The organism is Pseudomonas wadenswilerensis, from assembly GCF_024749185.1.
GTDB classification, from domain to species: domain Bacteria; phylum Pseudomonadota; class Gammaproteobacteria; order Pseudomonadales; family Pseudomonadaceae; genus Aquipseudomonas; species Aquipseudomonas wadenswilerensis.
In genome coordinates this window covers 2,736,684-2,751,468 of sequence record NZ_CP087191.1, presented here as the reverse complement: position 1 = coordinate 2,751,468, position 14,785 = coordinate 2,736,684, and the positions used below count along the sequence as shown (strand labels likewise).

10 protein-coding genes are annotated in these 14,785 nt (G+C 62.8%); 5 read left to right on the top strand and 5 right to left on the bottom strand.

The features are described 5' to 3' along the window. Positions 1-110: 110 nt before the first annotated feature. Positions 111-611, bottom strand: coding sequence for a GNAT family N-acetyltransferase (locus LOY45_RS12640; protein ID WP_258579231.1), 501 nt, complete (start codon positions 609-611; stop codon positions 111-113). 161 nt (positions 612-772) lie between these two features. Here LOY45_RS12640 and LOY45_RS12635 point away from each other — a divergent pair, with 161 nt between their 5' ends. Next, on the top strand, positions 773-1,450 hold the full coding sequence (locus tag LOY45_RS12635; protein WP_115086533.1) for a DUF3313 domain-containing protein: 678 nt from the start codon (positions 773-775) through the stop codon (positions 1,448-1,450). On the opposite strand, the gene LOY45_RS12630 is transcribed toward LOY45_RS12635, so the two are convergent. Beyond that, positions 1,447-1,854 (bottom strand): OsmC family protein, encoded by a 408-nt coding sequence (locus LOY45_RS12630; RefSeq protein WP_134062564.1) that lies wholly within the window; start codon positions 1,852-1,854, stop codon positions 1,447-1,449. The genes LOY45_RS12635 and LOY45_RS12630 overlap by 4 nt on opposite strands. Positions 1,855-2,029: 175 nt before the next feature. Here LOY45_RS12630 and LOY45_RS12625 point away from each other — a divergent pair, with 175 nt between their 5' ends. Genes LOY45_RS12625 through LOY45_RS12615 form a run of 3 tightly spaced genes read left to right on the top strand, consistent with a single transcriptional unit; the run spans position 2,030 to position 5,646 of the window. Further along, positions 2,030-3,688 carry an alkaline phosphatase D family protein gene (locus tag LOY45_RS12625; RefSeq protein WP_258579230.1) on the top strand — a complete coding sequence of 553 codons (1,659 nt, stop codon included), beginning with the start codon at positions 2,030-2,032 and terminating at the stop codon, positions 3,686-3,688. Between the two features lie 44 nt (positions 3,689-3,732). Further along, positions 3,733-4,809 carry an HNH endonuclease family protein gene (locus tag LOY45_RS12620; protein WP_258579229.1) on the top strand — a complete coding sequence of 359 codons (1,077 nt, stop codon included), beginning with the start codon at positions 3,733-3,735 and terminating at the stop codon, positions 4,807-4,809. A 12-nt stretch (positions 4,810-4,821) separates the two neighbouring features. Beyond that, entirely contained in the window at positions 4,822-5,646 is an 825-nt protein-coding gene (locus LOY45_RS12615; protein WP_258579228.1) for a hypothetical protein, read from the top strand. 43 nt (positions 5,647-5,689) lie between these two features. Here the strand turns inward: LOY45_RS12615 and LOY45_RS12610 are convergent, their stop codons facing one another. Further along, positions 5,690-6,988, bottom strand: coding sequence for a serine/threonine transporter (locus LOY45_RS12610; RefSeq protein WP_258579227.1), 1,299 nt, complete (start codon positions 6,986-6,988; stop codon positions 5,690-5,692). A gap of 165 nt (positions 6,989-7,153) precedes the next feature. Further along, complete coding sequence (locus LOY45_RS12605; protein ID WP_258579226.1) at positions 7,154-8,530, bottom strand: L-serine ammonia-lyase; 1,377 nt, start codon at positions 8,528-8,530, stop codon at positions 7,154-7,156. A 146-nt stretch (positions 8,531-8,676) separates the two neighbouring features. Here LOY45_RS12605 and LOY45_RS12600 point away from each other — a divergent pair, with 146 nt between their 5' ends. Further along, on the top strand, positions 8,677-9,642 hold the full coding sequence (locus LOY45_RS12600; protein ID WP_115086528.1) for a LysR substrate-binding domain-containing protein: 966 nt from the start codon (positions 8,677-8,679) through the stop codon (positions 9,640-9,642). 36 nt (positions 9,643-9,678) lie between these two features. On the opposite strand, the gene LOY45_RS12595 is transcribed toward LOY45_RS12600, so the two are convergent. Next, positions 9,679-14,778 carry a dermonecrotic toxin domain-containing protein gene (locus LOY45_RS12595; RefSeq protein WP_258579225.1) on the bottom strand — a complete coding sequence of 1,700 codons (5,100 nt, stop codon included), beginning with the start codon at positions 14,776-14,778 and terminating at the stop codon, positions 9,679-9,681. Between the last annotated feature and the right edge of the window lie 7 nt (positions 14,779-14,785).

Here is a 14,785-nt window from a genome sequence, read left to right as displayed (position 1 = left end):
GCTGGCAAGCCAGCTCCCACAGTGGCCGGCGTGACGCTGAACTTGTGGGAGCTGGCCTTGCCAGCGATCGAGCGCGAAGCGCTCGTAATCCAGGCAACGCCGACTTTGAATCAGCACCTCAACTCATACCGCAACCGCGCATTCGCCCCACCCGCCGCAGCCACCCGCCTGAACCCCAGCCCTTCCGCCAGCCGCTGACAGGCCACATTCGCCGGCGACGTGGTCAGCCACAGCAGCGAACCTTCCAGCACCGGCAACAGCGTTTCCAGCGCCTCGGTCATCAAGCCCTGCCGGGCATGGCCCTCGGCGATCCAGTAGCCCAAGCCGACCTTGCCCTGAGCATCCGGCCGCACGCCCAGGCAGCCGATCAGTTCGCCGCTGGCCAGGAACAGGTAATAGCGTTTTTCGCCCTGGGGCGCTGCCCAGTTCTGCCGGGCCTGAAGCAGGCTTTGTCGCGCTTGTTCCAGGGTCCAGTCGTCGCGGGCCCAGGGCAGAAATTCACGGTGGAAGCCGTAGTTGGCCTTGAGCACAGCCTGCAGTTGCGCGGCAAAGGTCAGTTCCGGGGCGTGGAGTTTCAGCTGTTTGCTGCGCAGGCGGCGGGGCAAGTCCATTGCGGGGTCCTGAGGCGGGTAAGGACCGACAAGTATTGCATAGACCTATCCTTTACGAGCGCTTTGCGCTTGATCGCTGGCGACCTGGCCAAGAGCTGCTAGCGTTGTTCAGGCGATCAATCCCCTGCCCCGTGCGGTCATTGCCAAGGATACGAAAGTCGATGAAACCCACCTTGCGCTCCACCCTGCTCTGCTCCGCCCTTATCGTATTGGCCGGTTGCGCCAGCTCCCGGGTCGACCCCAGCCAGTATTCCGGGTTTCTCAAGGACTATAGCCGCCTCAAGCCCGCCGAAAGCATCTCCGGCCAGCCGGTGATGCGCTGGATCGACCCGCAGGTGAAAGCCGCGCGCTTCACCAAGGTGTATATCGAGCCCAGCCAGTTCTACCCCAAGCCCCAGCCCACTGCGGCGATATCGCCGCAGACCCTGGGGCAGATCACCCAGTACTACAACACCGCGCTCAAGCGTGAACTGGGTGCCGAGCTGCCCTTGGCCCAGGGTCCGGGCCCGGGTGTGCTGGTGGTGCGCCCGGCGATCACCGCCGTGTCGACCAAGACCGAAGGCCTCAAGCCCTACGAAGTGATCCCCATCGCCCTGGTGGCCGCCGCCGTCAACACTGCCGCCGGTGGCCGCGACCAGGAAGTGGACATCGCCACCGAGGCGGCCTTCCTCGACGGTAGCAACAACAAGGTGATCGCTCAGGTGGTACGCAAAGGCACCGGCGAGGCCTTGGAAAACAACACCTCCAAGCTGGCCCTGGAGAACGTCAAGCCAGTGCTGGACGGCTGGGCCAGCGACCTGCGCAAAAGCTTCGCCAAGCTCAAGAGCGAATCGCGCTAGTCGCTCAGTTCACTGTCGATGACGATGCTGCCGCTGAGCAGCTTGTGCACCGGACAGGCATTGGCCACGCCCAGCAGGCGCTCGCGCTGGGCCGCATCGAGATCACCGTGCAGTTCGATCACACGCTTGATCTCGGTGCGCACTTCAGGGCTTTTCACCTCACTGACGATGTCCAGCTGCACATGCACATGGTGCAGCGGCCAATCCTTGCGTTTTGCATACATCGACAAGGTGATTGCGGTGCAGGCGCCAAGGGCCGACAGCAGCAATTGATGCGGATTGGGACCGCTGTCGTGGCCGCCCAGCTCGCGGCCCTCATCAGCCAGCCACTGCTGGGCACCGGCAGCCAGGCTTACCTGATACGGGACATCGCCAAGGTCGGCGTAAACGGTTGATGCGCTCATGAGCTTCCTTAATCGGAGATGGGTACACCCGCCTACCCTAGCGCCCAAGACCCGCCGCCGCCAGTCGCGCGGTTGAACTTCAGCGTCCTGCGCGCAGAACGACGCACAATGGCAGAACCAGGCCAATCCGCTTTACTTGCCGGGACAACAACTTGACCTGATAAGGAAATCGACCATGTCCCAGCTCCTGGACCCCACCTCCAACGAAAGCAAGTACGCCAAGCTGGCCAGCGCCGCGATCATCGGTGCGATCACGCCAACCAGCGTTCGCTTGTGGTTTCGCGTGTACATGCCCGGCGAGTGGGTGCTGGTGGTCACCACCACGCCGTTGAGCGGCGACCTGCAGCGCCTGGATGAGCTGCCCGTGGCCGATTTCCTGAAAAAACACAAGATCAAGCCGGTGTTCGTCCAGGCGCAAAAATTCAGCTTCGACAGCGACCTCACCGGTGTCTTTGCAGTGACTGGTCTGAAGGCGCAAAGCACCTATTACTACGCGCTGATCAGCAGCGAAACCGACCACCTGATCATCCGTCGGCGCACCGAAATCGGCGCCGACTCGCCGAAAAACTTCATCACCCCGGCGATCAATCCCGAAACCCTGACCTTCGGCTTCTACAGCTGCCACGACCCGATCAGCGCCGACGGCAGTGCCGGCGCCTGGCCGCTGCTGCACCAGCAACTGATCGACCAGCGCGCGCAGTTCGTCATCGGCGGTGGCGACCAGATGTACGTCGACACCAACAAGAAAAACGGCTTCCTGGATATCTGGGAATGGTTGAAAGAAAACAAGCAGGCCCTGCTGGCCCACTACAAGAAAGGCAACAGCTACGACAAACCCGGCATCGAGCAGTACCTGCTGAACATCTACCGCTGGTATTACCGGGTGTACTGGAACATCCCGACCCTGCGCGAGGTGTACGAGCAGTTCCCGCAGTACATGATCTGGGACGATCACGAGATCATGGACGGTTGGGGCTCGCTGACCAACAAGGAGCGGCAAAAACGCATCTCGCTGCTGTTTGAAAGCACCAGCAACGGCCCCACCAACCAGATGCTCGTCGATCTCATGTGGCGCGCCGCCTGCCGCGCCTATTACGAATACGAGCACAGCCACAACCCGGTGACCTCGATCAACCTCGACAAGCCCGACGACTGCCACTGGGACTACGCCTTCGAGCAAGGCGGCTCGGCCTTCTATGTGCTGGACATGCGCGGCCATCACGATGTCGAGGCCAACGACCCGCACAAGATCCTCGGCAGCGCGCAAATGAAGCGCTTCAAGGACTGGTTGAACAGTGCCGTGGTGCAGAGCGCCAAGGCGGTGTTCATTGTCTCGCCGGTGCCGGTGATGCACTGGAAGAACGCGGTCACCAACGGCGCCGATTTCGGCTCGCTCAAGGACGATTGCATGGATGAGTGGGACCACAAGACCAACCGCGCCGAACGCAAGGTACTGCTCGATCAGGTCTATGCGGCGCTGGGCAAGAGTGCCAAGCCGGTGGTGTTTCTCAGTGGCGACGTGCACTGCGCGGCGGTGTTTCGCCTGTTGCACAAGCAATACCCGGCGGCCAAGGTGTTCCAGGTCACCTCCAGCGCCATCTCGCGCCTACCGGCGCCGGACATGCTGAAGATGGCCATCAGCGGCGGTGGCGAGATGCCGGGCATTGCCAACATGGTCTGCGAGCGCTGGTACGCCATGGCCGGTTCAAAGAACTTCGCCCTGCTCAGCGTGCGCCCGTCACTGGACGGCAAACAGACCGAAGTGCTGGTGGAACTGCACTGGCCCAGTGGCGAGGATGGTGAGCTGACCAAGCGCCGGGTGTTGCTCAAGTAGCACTATACTCAATTGATGTCAGTCTGCCATATGAGGACTGCGCCATGCGCCCGGTCAAAAAAAGCCTCGCCAATCCAATCTACGCCCCCTCCGCGGCACAGAGCTTCAGCGGTGCTGTTGCGGCGCTGCTGCAGAAAATTGACCGTGTCGCCACGCAACCCACCTACACGATTAGCCTGGATCGTGTGCTGGACCTGCTCCTGGATCGCGCCAAAGGCTTACCCATTCGCGGTGTTTCAGCCGTGGAACAGGATGTCCTGGTAACAGGCCTCAAACAGCGAGTCAGCAGTCTCTACAAAACCGCCGCCCTTCCCTTGACCCAGGAGTTGGGTGCTTTCTGCGCCTACTGCGGTACGGCCCTGCCCGGGTTGGTGGAAGTGGAGCATGCAGTGCCAAAAGCACCCTACCCAACGTACGCCACAGCCTGGGAAAATTTTCTGCCTGCTTGCGGTCCCTGCAATACCAGCAAAGGCAACACGCCAGACCGCATAACAGCGATCCAGTCGTCAGGCATCCAAACTCCGAATGAGACGGAGTTGCGCAATACCATCAGGTACCACAGCTACATTTGGCCCGACCTGGCGCCAGACTGCTATCGACGGTTGCCGCTCAAGCTGCACTATCACGACAGCAACAGATGGATCGAGCTTGACCCGGCGGCATCGGTGAATGCCAACAACCAGCTCACGGCCTACGATGTGATACAGCATCAGGTACTGGCCACTATTGAAGTCAACCACACACTGCTTAACGACGTTCCGGTTACCGTCGTTGTGGATTGCGCCGCGCATGACACCGTGGCCGCCGATACCATCGACCTGATTGGATTGAACGATGACTCCTCCAGCATCTACGACCGACGCCAGATGAATCGCACGCGGGCCTGGTTCGATGCGTTGGAGGAATGTCGATTATTGAGTACCGCCAACAGCACACCGGACCTGAACTGGCTCTGGAGGAGCACACCACGCCGCGCGGCCAGCTCCGGCTTCTATGCGGTATGGTTGACGGTAATGCAGGCATACGACGCAACCTATGGCACCTACTACGCCAAACGCGTTATCCAGGAGACCAACAACTCGCTGTACTACCCCCAGACTAATACTCACACGCTTCCCTGAACGAGGTGCGCCATGCGACCGCTTGTACGCCCTGCGCTGCCAACGCAATTGCAACAGGCTCCCGCTGCCAGGTTGCTGGTGAGCGCGTTCGGTAACTTCTGTTCGTTCTGTGAGCGTCCTTTGCTGGATAACCTCTGGGTCTGGAATGCGAAAACGGGCCAGAGCCAGGAAGGTGACCACTGCACCGGTGAGGACTGGGAACACCTTTACCTGCTCGACCACAACTGCCACGAGGCTCAACTACAGGCCAGCCCACTGGACCTGCACTTGCTGATGCTGCCAACCGATGCAGCTGTCTTTCAGCGGGAAGGTCCGTCACTGCGGTATTTGCTGACACCCTTGCAAAGGGATCTGGTCGACCAAGAACAGAAATTGATTCAACACGATGATGTCCATCAGGTGGTGGTTTCTGCGACCGACTACCGGGCCCAGGCAACGATTCGCTATTTCGCGCTCAATACCGCGTATCTGGACGAGGACAGACTGGTGGTCCCTTGGCAGGATTACCAGTCATTACTTGATCGGCGGATGGAGCAGCGCACCGAGGCTTGGCACCATGCGATCCAGGCTGCTCGAGACTTGAAGGAAGCCGGAACGCCCGAGGTGGTTGATGCCATGACCCAACAACTGCGCCAGTTCATCGGCACAACCGGGTTCTGGTCAACCTGTCGGGCGGCAGTCGCCCTGGTCCTCCTGGACCCGCAAAAGCTGCAAGCGATATTCGCTGCAAACCTGTCTGCCCATCCGCCGCCGATTGCCGGCCTGCCTGAGGAACACGCCGTTCACTTTCTGGGCAACGGCCCGCATCAGCCCTTCCCCGGCACCGCCCCGTTCTAGGCAGTCGGCTGCACACAGCATCAAGCGGTGTGCAGCCGTTCACTCAGGCAAAGAACGAATACAGAATCGCCGACAAGGTAATCAATCCAATCAGCACCACAAACACGTTCGAGGCCTTGCCCGAGTATTTGCGCAGCGACGGCACTTTGTGGATGGCGTACATCGGCATCAGGAACAGCAGGCAGGCAATGATCGGCCCGCCGAGGTTCTCGATCATGCCGAGGATGCTCGGGTTCAGGGTCGCCACGGCCCAGCAGGTAACCACCATGAACAGCGCGGTCATCTGTTCCAGGCGCTTGGCCGACACTTGTTTGCCACGGCTGCGCAGGGTTTTCACGATCATGCCCTGGAAGCCTTCGCTGGCACCGATGTAGTGACCGAGGAACGACTTGGTGATTGCCACCAGGGCAATCAGCGGCGCGACGAAGGCGATCACCGGGGTCTGGAAGTGGTTGGCCAGGTACGACAGGATCGAGATGTTCTGTTGCTTGGCGGCAGCGAGGTCGGCCGGGCTCAGCGCCAGCACGCAGCTGAAGCAGAAAAACATCACCGTCAGCACCATCATCACATGGGCGCTGGCGAGGATCTTGCCGCTCTTGGCATCGGCCTGCTCGCCATAGCGGTGCTTCTGGTCAACGGCAAAGGCGGAGATGATCGGCGAATGGTTGAACGAGAACACCATCACCGGGATGGCCAGCCACAAGGTCTTGAAGAACAGGTCCAGGGGCATGCCTTCGCTGGCCTGGGCGAAGAAGGCGCCGTTCCAGTTGGGGATCAGGCTCACGGCCAGCAGCAACAGCGCGGCCACGAACGGGTAGACCAGCAGGCTCATGACCTTGACGATGATGCCCTGGCCGCTGCGCACCACGATCATCAGCCCGCAGATCAGCAACAGGGCCAGCAGCGCCCGCGGCGGCGGGGTCATGTGCAGCTGGTGCTCCATGAAGTTGCCCAGGGTGTTGGTCAGGGCGACGCTGTACACCAGCAGGATCGGGAAGATGGCGAGGAAGTACAGCAGAGTGATCAGCTTGCCGGCGCCGACGCCGAAGTGTTCTTCGACCACTTCGGTGATGTCTTCACTGGCGCCGCGCTTGCCCGATAGCACGAAGCGGGTCAGGCCGCGGTGGGCGTAGAAGGTCATGGGGAAGGCCAATACTGCCAGGACCAGCAGCGGCCAGAAGCCCCCTACCCCGGCGTTGATCGGCAGGAACAGGGTGCCGGCGCCGATGGCGGTGCCATACAGGCCCAGAACCCAGGTGGTGTCGTAACGGCTCCAGGCACGGCTTTGCGCAGGCGCAGCCGATTCCACACGAACGGTCGTGGTGCTATTTACATCAGTCATCGATATTGCCTTGTAGTTGTTTTTGTTGCGTATGAACGAACTGCTTTGTTGCTGGGTAAAACCTGGGGCTGCTGTGCAGCCCATCGCCGGCAAGACCGGCTCCCACAGGAATGGTGCAATCCCTGTGGGAGCTGGCTTGCCAGCGAAGCCTTGCCTTTTAAACGATCAACACTCGACGAACGCGACCGCCAGGCCGCCGCGCGAAGTCTCCTTGTAGTTGGCATGCATGTCGGCACCGGTATCGCGCATGGTGCGGATCACCCGGTCGAGGGAAATAAAGTGCTCGCCATCACCACGCAAGGCCATCTGCACGGCGTTGATGGCCTTGACCGCGGCAATCGCGTTGCGCTCGATGCACGGCACCTGGACCAGGCCGCCAACCGGGTCACAGGTCAGCCCGAGGTTGTGCTCCAGGGCGATTTCAGCGGCGTTTTCCACTTGCATCGGCGTGGCCCCGAGCACGTCGGCCAGGCCCGCAGCGGCCATGGCGCAGGCCGAACCCACCTCCCCCTGGCACCCCACTTCCGCGCCGGAGATCGACGCGTTCTTCTTGCACAGGATGCCCACGGCGGCAGCGCTGAGCAGGAAGTCGACCACGTCGTTGTCGCAGGCATCGGGGTTGAATTTCATGTAGTAATGCAGCACTGCCGGGATGATGCCGGCCGCGCCGTTGGTCGGCGCGGTGACCATGCGCCCGCCGGCAGCGTTCTCTTCGTTGACCGCCAGGGCGAACAGGTTGACCCATTCCATGGCGCTCAGGGTCGAGCCAATGACGTTGGGCTTGCCCAGTTCCTGCAGGCTGCGGTGCAGCTTGGCGGCGCGGCGCTTGACCTTGAGCCCGCCCGGCAAGATGCCCTCGTTGCGCAGGCCGTTGTCGACGCACTCGCGCATGGCCGCCCACAATTTGAGCAGGCCGCTGCGCACCTCGGCTTCCTCGCGCCAGGCCAGTTCGTTGGCCATCATCACCTGGCTGACCCGCAGCTTATGCTGCTTGCACAGCGCCAGCAGCTCGGCGGCGCTGTCGAAGTCATAGGGCAGTTGCACCTGCTCGGCGCCGTTGCCCGCCTCGCCCACTTGCGCCGCCTCGACGATAAAACCGCCACCGACCGAATAATAGGTTTGCTGCAGCAACGAACCCGTTGCACTGCTGGCTTCCAGGGTCATGGCGTTGGGGTGATACGGCAGGCTTTCATCGAGCAGCAGCAAATCGGTTGCGCAGTCGAACGGGATCGCCCGGCTGCCGTCGAGCATCAGCACCTGGCTCTGCTGCAACTGGGCAATCAGCAGCTCGATGCTCTGCGGGTCGATCTGGTCCGGCCATTCGCCCATCAGCCCGAGCAGGCAGGCGCGGTCGGTGGCGTGGCCAACACCGGTGGCCGACAACGAACCGTACAGGCGCACCTCGACCCGGCTCACCTGCGCCAGCACACCTTGCTCACGCAGGGCCTGGGCAAAGGTTGCCGCCGCACGCATGGGGCCTACGGTATGGGAACTGGAGGGCCCGATGCCAATCTTGAAAAGGTCGAAAACACTGATAGCCATGCTAATGCCTGACCGAGGCAACAATCCATGTCACGCAACGGCACTGTTAAAAAATTGATGGATGTCGCGAAGTTGCGCGATACTGCCCGGTCACTGCCGTGTTGACCAACGAAACTTTCTAAGCAAGCCTTTAGCAGAACTAAACAATGAAGCGACAAATGAATGGCCAGATGTACGTCTGGCTGCATGTGTTTGCCTGTGCGGCGCGGCATCTGTCGTTCACCCGCTGCGCCGAAGAACTGCACATCACCCCGGGCGCGGTCAGCCAGCAGATCCGCCAACTGGAAGAGCGCCTGGGCTTTCGCCTGTTCCTGCGCCGCGCCCGCGGTGTGGAGCTGACCGCCGAGGGCCAGCGCCTGGCGCAAACCGTCAGCGAAGCCTATGGCAGCATCGATGCCGAGCTGCGCCGCCTGGACGCTGGCGAAATCCGCGGCACCCTGCGCCTGCGCTCGATTCCTTCGTTTTTGGCCAAATGGCTGACCCCGCGCCTGCCGCGCCTGCAGCAACGCTACCCGGATATCCAGCTGCGCCTGGTGGCCGAAGACAGCAGCCAGGCCCTGCACGAAGGCGACTTCGACCTGGCCATCGACCTCAACGACGGCAGCTACCCGGGCATGCACTCAACGCCCCTGCTTGACGAGCAGATCTTCCCGGTCTGCGCCCCCTCCCTGCTGCGCGGCCGCCCACCGCTGCACGGCCCGGCGGACCTCGCGCACTACCCGTTGCTGCACGACATCACCGCCTGGCGCGGCAGTTCGGAATACGCCGAGTGGGAGTTCTACCTGGAGGGGATTGGTGCCAGCGGCCTGGACGTGCGCCGTGGGCACACCTTCAACCGCAATCACCTGACCATCGAGGCGGCGATTGCCGGCATCGGCGTGGCCATTGCCCGTCGCACCCTGCTCAATGACGAGCTGGAACGCGGCGCCTTGATCGTGCCGTTCGGCCTGCCGATCGCCAACCACAAGCGCTATGTGCTGCTTTACCCGCCCGGTGGCCTGGCGCACCCGGGGGCACGGGCAGTGCACGACTGGCTGGTGGAGGAAGCCGAAGGGTTTCGGGCGCTTCACGCCCAGGACGGGGCACCTGCAAACGCGCTTGCCTCCCGCTGAAATTGCGCCAGCGGGAGGCAAGGCCGTTCTACAACCTTACACTTCGCTGCTGCGCGTCAGCTCAAGGATCAGCCCGTGCTCGGCGGCGCTGCTGACTTCTTTCAACTGGCGTTCAGCCATGAAGTAACGCCCTTCCGAAAGCGGCAACCGTTGCAGTTGCCCCTGCCCGTCCACCGGGGCGTCAGGCAGGATCTGCTGCACGGCACTGCGCACCTCGGGCGCCAGCGGCCCGTCGAACTCGTGCCAGTCGTCCAGGCAGCTCAACAGGTACTTCGCTGCATCTCGCCATTTTTGCTCGAACGCCTCGAAGCGTTGCCCGTGCAGGTTGCGCAAGTAACGTTTCCAGCCCTGCTGCAGCGCCATCCACTCCCGCCTTGGTTCCAGCTGACTGCTCAGGCGTCGGACTTCACGCGCGACGTTCTTGATGATGCGCTCATCGACATCCGCCCTGTGCGCAAACAGCATGCCGCTGGACGGCTCGGGGAAGTCGAGCTTGTCGGCCAGTTGCTGACGCAACCTCAGGCGGATCTCCACCGGATCGGATTCATGCTCCAGATCCAGGTCGGTAATGTTATCCAGCGGATCGAAGGCAGGAAGTGGCCGAGTACCGGCACGAATGCCATTGCGGCGCAGGTCACGCGCCAGGCCGATACGCTGGGCCAGGGAATTGACCAGGTCGCGGCGGTAGAGCTGCTTGTACAACCCGACCACGGCCGCAGTGCGCTGCAGCGGATCGAGCGCCTCCTGGCTCCGACGATAGGCGAGGAACTCGATCTCCAGGGCACTGAAGCCGTCAGCCCCGGCGTCACCGCAGGTTGGCGGATAGGCTTCGGCCACCGCCTGCAGATCACTGAACAGCTGATCGGAACGTGCCGCCGCTCGCAATAGCTTCCAAACCCTGGCGGATATATTGGCGAAATCGAACCTGCCCTCGCTGGACTCCAACGCCCGGTCAAGCACCAGCAACAGCGGACGATGCGTGTCGTCATCCGGGAACAAGGTGTCCCACAGTTGTTGCTGATCGACGCTGGCCTCGCGCAGCCAGCCGGCTGCCAGGCCGCTGGCGCGACGACTGAACGGCATGCCCAGGCCGCGCAAGTGAGCAGCAGCGGCTTCACTGAGCGGATTCTGGTTCAACAGGATCCAGCGACTGCGCTGGCCGTCGGCGCGCAGGTCGGCGCCGAAGGCCGTGGTTGCCAGGTCGGGGAGCTGGGTCAGCTCGTTGCTGCTCAGGTCGACCGTGCGCAACCGATACCCCCGCGGCTGCATCAATTCCACAAGCCCCTCGGGCCAGTCTTCAAGTTGGCAGCCACGCAGGCCCAGGTGCTCCAATGCCCTCAGGGTACCCAGCCGCGGAGCTCGGCCCAGAGGGTTGTCGGCCAGGTTGAGTTTGCGCACCCGCACCAAGCCTGCAAAGGCTTCGGCTCCGGCTGCGTCCAGCCGGATGTTGTTACGGGCAAGGTCCAGATGTTGCAACGGGATTGCCGCCAGGGCCTGCAGTTGCTCGGCGTCAAGCGTCACGCCAGTGGCACGCAGGCCCAGGGTGGTCAGGCTGGGGAGCTTGCCCAGCGTGCCAATGGCTTCTATGGGCAGCGTGGCCATCTGGTTGCCGGTGAGGCTGAGCACCTGCAAGGCCCGCAACGGTTGCAGCGAGTCGAACATGCGGGCATTGACGCTGACCTGATTATTCTCAAGGCCGAGCGAGCTGAGTTTGGTCCTGGTGCCGAGTGCAGCGGGAATTTCAGTCAAGCGGTTATGGTCCAGCCCCAGATCTCTGAGTTCAGGAAACGCCGAGAGGAAATGCTCCGGCACTGCCGTCAGTTCCATCCGATGCAGAAACAGTCGATTGACATGGCTAAAACGCGCTTCAATGGCAGGCAAAGCGCCCGGCACCCAGGAGGACAGGTCCAGCTCGTGCTTGAGGTAGCCCCCCACGCGGCGCCAGGCGGCCTTGAGCCGGTCACGCAGCCTCTCACGGTCCACCCGCTCGCGGGCGCTGGGGCCTTGCGCCACCCAGCTATCGAGGCTTTGCCCGAGCTGGCGATACTCATCCTCCAGGCGCTGGATGGCAGCGGCGAGGTCTTCACTTTCGACTCTCAGCCGATGCTTGATCTCGGTGATTTCGCTTTCGCGAAGCTCAGGGTACAGCGCGCTCAAGCGACGATACTCGGTAGAGCGCAACGTCCCCACTGCCCCACCCAACGGATAGCCGCGACGCCCGTCGGCCAGTTTAAGCGGCGACTGCAGCCAGGGACGCGAAGGTTGCTGGCCGATCAGGGTGGAACTGTGTGCGCGATCGCTCAGGGCTTGCCGGGCAAGGCGCTGGCGCAGTTGCGCGGACTCGTAGATTTCCACGTCAAGCGACCTTCGCACGGTGTCTGGCAGCGCACGCAACAGCGCAGCAAAAAAATCATCGCTGACGCCCAGCTCATTGCCCCGGGCATCGAAGACGCGGTAGCCACCGTCGTACTTGAGCAACGACCTGAGCTCTGCCCCGGTGTCACCGACGCTGGCCAGCACTTCGCTGCCCAGCGTTTGCTCGTGCAACTCAAGGCGAACATCGGCGTTCCAACCCGGCAAATCTGCCAGCAATTGCAGCCCCAAGCGCTCGCTGTCCAGCGCCAGGTGCGCTGGGAACACCAGCCCTTCCAGTGCACGACTCAGGCGCAGCTGGCGCTGATAGGCCCGGGCTTCTTCTGCCAGGCGCCGAGGCACCCGCGCCTGCTCGCCGATCAATTGCGCACGCTCCTGGGCAGTGGCATGCCGGGCGATCTCTTGCGCCAGTGAATCAGGCAGCAGCGCAAAGTCGCGCTGCAGGGTCTTGGCCCCCGGATCGGACGAACCTTCGACACTGGCATACAGGCTGTCGAACACCGCGCTACGCCTGCGTTCCGCCAGCTCGGCCATGTGCTCGCGCAAGGCCGGCACACGCGCAGGTTGCGGCAGGTGCTGGCCCAGCAGCTCGCTGCCTTGCACCTCGCTCAAGGCCTGCAACAGCACTTCGGCCAGCCTGCCGCTGCGTACATCACCGGCCAGGACCTTGATTGCATGGCCCTGCGGCCAGCGTTCCAGGCCGTAGGTCTGCGATTGCCCCCAAGGCTCCGGCCCGTTGAACACTTGCAGTACGCGGTTGGCTGGCCAGTTGGGCAGCTCGACCAGCAACGCCACCGGGTAGGTCATGCCCGGCTCCAGCGCCGCACCACTGCGAATATCGGCGACCATCCGGGCGATGCGCCGGTCCAGTTGCAGGCGCTGCAAGGTATCGGCCAGCAGCGGTGCAAGCGGCCCCTGCTCGACATGCATATGCCGCAGCATATCGTCGTCGATACCGCTGATATCGGCAGCCTGTGCCAGGGTGGCATCGTCCAGCCCCTCGGCCAGAACGCCGATGCGCCGCAGCAGTTGGCTGCGTTCCCAGTGCAACGGTTGTTCACCCTGGAACTGCCAGGCGCCGTCGCCATATTGCTTGAGCACCGGCTGGAAGGCATCGCCCTGGCGCGGGTGGCGGATGCGCCATTGCTGGCCATCGGCATCGTAGCGCTGCTCATAGAGCTTGCCGTCCAGGCGAATGTACAGCCGCTCGTTCAGCGCGTATTGCCCCAGGTCATTGGGTGCCAGGCGCTCGGGTAGTTGCACCGGGCTTTCATAGCCGCTCAAATCGGGCTTCCACAGACGCACCTGGCCATTGGGCAATTCGATACGCTCAAGAGCATCGACAAACCGCGACGACTCGACAGCGCTGCCGGCTGCTCCCAGCGCAGCGATCAACCCCAGGTTGACTGCCAGCGACTCGACCTGGGCCAGGGCTTCACCTGTTTCGCCGGCCTCCCAGGCTTCTACCCCATGGAACACATTGCCCATCAGTTGCGCGCCGGTAACCGCCAGCATCAGCGGGTTGAGCGCCGGGATGACAAAGGCCGCGGCATTGAGCACGTTCAGGCCGATGTCCAGCCAATACGCCAGGCGCGCCAGGCGCGCGGCGCGATCTTCATCGGCGTTAGGTACCGCCAGCACCCGGGCATTGGCCTTCAGCCTGCGCACTTGCAGGCGCTGCAAGCGGCTCCAGAGTTCGCCGCCGAGCGCATGTTCCTGCACCTGCAGGCGCGGATTAAGGATCGGCTGGCGGATCTTTTCTTCGCCCCGGTAGCGCTCGAGGTACAGTGCTGCGTCCAGGGCGCGGACGAATGCCGAGCGTTCCGCCTGGGGGACACAGCTGAGGATCGCCTGGCGATAACCGTCGCTTTGCAGGCTGATGGCCAGGTCGTGGGCAAAGGCGCTGGTCGATGAGTACTCCTTGACCGGATACAACGGTGCACCGACGACCCAGGCCACACAGCGCTCGGTAACGTTGCTCGTCTCCGGATCCGGCCCGATCAACAGCACGCCCTGCAGTACGCTGCCCAGCACGCTGACCTGACGACAAACCACCGGTTTGCCGTCGAGCTTGGGCACGGTACCCGGCGCACCGTTGGCCAGCGCCAGCAACAGGTTCAGAACTTGTCCGGTGATTTCGTCGTTGCCGCGTGCCCGATGCACCTGCACGACAAAGTCGGCCCGGGCCGCCTCCATCATGCTGGCGTCCGTGCCAGGGCTATCCAGCATCTGCGCCAGATGGTCCTGGTACTGCTGGCCAAGGTCGAGCTGGCGGCACAGCGCGACGAACTGAGCGCAGGTCAGGTTCAGTGATTGATTCTGCCCGTCAACCAGGTAGCTGAAGGGCCCCAAGTCTTCGTTGGCGCTGAAATTCTGCAAGGCCGCTTCAAGCAGGCTGCTGGGGCGCCTGCCGCCCTTGGGGTAGGTGCGCCCGCCACTGCTTTCAAAACCAATGTAGTGCAGTTGCGCCGTCAGTACATCAAGGTCGAGCCTGTAGGTCTCGCGCAACGTGCGGGCCAGCAACGGTGCACAGAACGCGCTGATGCCCTTGAGCCCGGCAAGCTGCAAAGCCAGCGCCTGACGCGCTGACTGCGAGGCCATGATCGCGGCCCGCAGTTGCGGCTCGGTCGAGGATGGCAATTGCTGGCTATGCAGCAGGGCCTGAAAATCCTTGGCCGCCAGATGGCTGACCCAGGCGGGAATGGCCGCGCCGATCAAGGCGCGATGATAGATCAGTGGCGAGGTTTGCGTTACGGGTGTCATCGGAAAA

Bases quoted from the DNA above. Each gene is read 5' to 3' on its own strand.
- LOY45_RS12635 (WP_115086533.1), top strand. From the start codon at position 773: ATGAAACCCACCTTGCGCTCCACCCTGCTCTGCTCCGCCCTTATCGTA.
- LOY45_RS12600 (WP_115086528.1), top strand. From the start codon at position 8,677: ATGAAGCGACAAATGAATGGCCAGATGTACGTCTGGCTGCATGTGTTT.
- LOY45_RS12595 (WP_258579225.1), bottom strand. From the start codon at position 14,778: ATGACACCCGTAACGCAAACCTCGCCACTGATCTATCATCGCGCCTTG.
- LOY45_RS12615 (WP_258579228.1), top strand. From the start codon at position 4,822: ATGCGACCGCTTGTACGCCCTGCGCTGCCAACGCAATTGCAACAGGCT.
- LOY45_RS12610 (WP_258579227.1), bottom strand. From the start codon at position 6,988: ATGACTGATGTAAATAGCACCACGACCGTTCGTGTGGAATCGGCTGCG.
- LOY45_RS12620 (WP_258579229.1), top strand. From the start codon at position 3,733: ATGCGCCCGGTCAAAAAAAGCCTCGCCAATCCAATCTACGCCCCCTCC.
- LOY45_RS12605 (WP_258579226.1), bottom strand. From the start codon at position 8,530: ATGGCTATCAGTGTTTTCGACCTTTTCAAGATTGGCATCGGGCCCTCC.
- LOY45_RS12640 (WP_258579231.1), bottom strand. From the start codon at position 611: ATGGACTTGCCCCGCCGCCTGCGCAGCAAACAGCTGAAACTCCACGCC.
- LOY45_RS12625 (WP_258579230.1), top strand. From the start codon at position 2,030: ATGTCCCAGCTCCTGGACCCCACCTCCAACGAAAGCAAGTACGCCAAG.
- LOY45_RS12630 (WP_134062564.1), bottom strand. From the start codon at position 1,854: ATGAGCGCATCAACCGTTTACGCCGACCTTGGCGATGTCCCGTATCAG.